The sequence below is a fragment of the Burkholderia sp. AU45388 genome (assembly GCF_030481585.1).
Taxonomy (GTDB): Bacteria; Pseudomonadota; Gammaproteobacteria; order Burkholderiales; family Burkholderiaceae; genus Burkholderia; species Burkholderia sola.
The window spans coordinates 1-2669 of sequence record NZ_JAUJPV010000056.1 but is presented as its reverse complement, the minus strand read 5'-3'; the positions used below and the strand labels follow the sequence as shown (position 1 = coordinate 2669).

3 protein-coding genes are annotated in these 2669 nt (G+C 61.9%); all 3 read right to left on the bottom strand.

Annotated features, from left to right (window positions below):
* The coding region (locus QZM72_RS35340; RefSeq protein WP_301740428.1) for a hypothetical protein at positions 1-950 on the bottom strand (950 nt) is incomplete at its 3' end.
* A 97-nt stretch (positions 951-1047) separates the two neighbouring features.
* On the bottom strand, positions 1048-1641 hold the full coding sequence (locus QZM72_RS35335; RefSeq protein ID WP_089468833.1) for an NADPH-dependent FMN reductase: 594 nt from the start codon (positions 1639-1641) through the stop codon (positions 1048-1050).
* A 143-nt stretch (positions 1642-1784) separates the two neighbouring features.
* Positions 1785-2669: SDR family NAD(P)-dependent oxidoreductase (locus QZM72_RS35330; RefSeq protein WP_301740427.1), on the bottom strand; the 885-nt coding region annotated here is incomplete at its 5' end.

Here is a 2669-nt window from a genome sequence, read left to right as displayed (position 1 = left end):
ACGGTGCGCTGGTATTCCAGCGACTTGTAGCGCTCGTGGAACGGCGGATTGATCGTCTTTTTGGTCCGCAGGATCTCTTCATATTCATCGAGTGCCGCCCAGGCCGCACCGACCATCACCGCACTGATCACTGCAGTGAACAGCGAGGTGGTGATACCCACATACATGGAATTGCCGTGCAGACGGGTGCCAAACGTCCCTTCCGGATCCTCGCCGGCGCGCTGGAAGTCGTAAAACGGCGCCACCATGTTGTCGGGAACGAATGCGTTCTCGACCACGAACGTCTGCGAGCCGCTGGAACGCAGGCCCATCGTGAGATCCCCCCCCCACGAGCCGGGAACGATTCGGAAATCGCCAGCAGGCAGAATCGGCACATAAAACACCGGCGGCCCGCCCGGATTCGCATCATCGATCAAACGCGCAGTCGGCATGACGTGCGTGGCATAGGGAACACCGGAGGCGTAGTCCCACGTTCCGTTGACGATGTACCCGTCCTTGACTTTGCGAATCGTGCCATTCGTCGGCGCACGCAACGGAGCAATCGCGACGCCGTCGTTGCGGCCAAAAATCTCATGTTGGGCGCCTTCGTCGTAGTGCGATGCCAGCATGATCACGTGCGCGGCCGGGAACGCCCAGCACCAGGCTGCACTCGGATCGCTGCGCGCCATCTCGATGGTCGCCCGAATCAGCGTTTCCGGATCGAATTCGTGGCCACCATAGCAACGCGGCTGCACCACCCCGTAGGCGCCAAACGACAGCAAAGCTTCGTGCACCTCACCGGTATAGGCACCGGCTTCGTCAGCCTGATCCTGCTGCGCACGGATCATTGGCCGGAGGGCAATGATCTTGTCGATGAATTGCTCGGGTGTCAGCCCGGGTGCCGCGTTGCGAATCTCGGGAAATTCGGTGGACTTCGGCCGCGTGGCCATTGCGATATCGCCTGTACTCATTACTCCTCCATGCACCGCTCGAAGCGGCGACGTCCTTATGAAACGCGACGACATTGAGACGCCGTACCAACACAAAAAATGCGACCCGGCGAGCACTTCATGCTGCCGCACTCAGCTCTCGGGAGAAGTTGACGACCTGCCGCGCCATGAGCGCGATCTGCTCCCCGGTGCGCGCCGAGAAGCCGAACTCGCCCGGTTCCGATACGGGCTCGGCCGAATTGATCGCGACGCCCACCGGAGTCGGCCAGCCTCGCAGCGCGTGAACGACGGTCCGCAGCGCCGTCAACGTCGCCACCGCACCCTGCCACCCGGCCCCAGTCGCCACACAGCCGACCGCGCGTCCATCAAGATACGGACGCGTGTCCTTATTCATCTCTTCGAGATAGTCGAGGGCGTTTTTTACCAAGCCCGACACACCGCCGTGGTATCCGGGTGAACCGATAATCACGCCATCAGCCTCGCGCATCGCATTCACCAGACGATCCGCCGCAGGGATGGCCTCACGCCGCTCCGGGCTAAAATTGGGAAGATCGATCTCGGATCCCGCGAGAAGCAAGGTCCTCGCTCCCATGTCTTCGGCCACCTTCAACGCCATGCGCAACGCGCGCTCAGTCGACGAATTAGCGCGAATGGTTCCGCCAATGGCTACAATGAACGGCGCCTGCTTTGATCTTGCAATGCTGGTTGACATTTCCTTCACCTCCTCACAACGATAGAACTGCCACGCCTTCAGCGATGTCAGCCCTGGCACCCGCATCGAGTGCTTCGCGACTAATCGATTATTTGTACCCTATCGACTTGCCGCCCACGGAATCCACTACCCCTTACCCGTTCTCAACTCGAGCGGTACGCCCTGGGTGTCAGCGTGAAGCCGGCGCAACCATCGAAGGGATCGCCGATTTCCCGCTGCCCTTCCCGATCAACAACCTGGCTCCAGTTAAGGTGGACGTCGTGAGACTCCAGTTCATGATCGGTATAGCCGGCGGTGCGTCCATACCAGAGCTCGAAGACATTGCCACCTTCCGAGCCGATGCACTTTCCCGACGCCGGACAGCTGGTATGCGCAAGCGCCCCAACCGTCGGCGAAACGAATTCCGGGCTGAGCTTGGTCAGGATTTCCGGTGAGGGCTTGGCCTGGTCGGCACTCATGGTCGTCCAGGCAACCGTGGCCGCGCCGGGGGCCAGCGCGTTGACTTTGATGCCGATGTCTGCGCCTTCGATCGCCAGGTTTCGCGTCAGCCCCAGGATGCCGCCCTTCGAGGCCCCGTAGACCGAGGCATAGCGCGCACCAAGCAGCGATCCGGACACCGTGTTGACGATGCGTCCGTAGCCGGCCTGCTTCATGTGCGACCAGACCGCACGGCACATCCAGATCGTGCCCATCAGATGGGTATCCAGTATCTTGTGAATGTCGGCCGCGGACAGCTCTTCGAACAGCGCGAACTCGACGACACCCGCGTTGTTGACCAGGATGTCGACCTTGCCGAAGGTTTGCAGCGCAGTCTGCACAATAGCGTTGGCGCCCTCTTCGGTCGCGACGCTATGCGTATCGGCGACGGCCTGGCCACCCTGCTCGCAGATTTCTCGAACGACCGCATCCGCGCGAGCACCCACCACGCCACGCCCGTCCGGCCCGACGCCGAGGTCATTGACGACGACTTTGGCGCCCCTGGCGGCGAGATACTTGGCGTGTGCGCGGCCCAGGCCGGGATTGCCGCC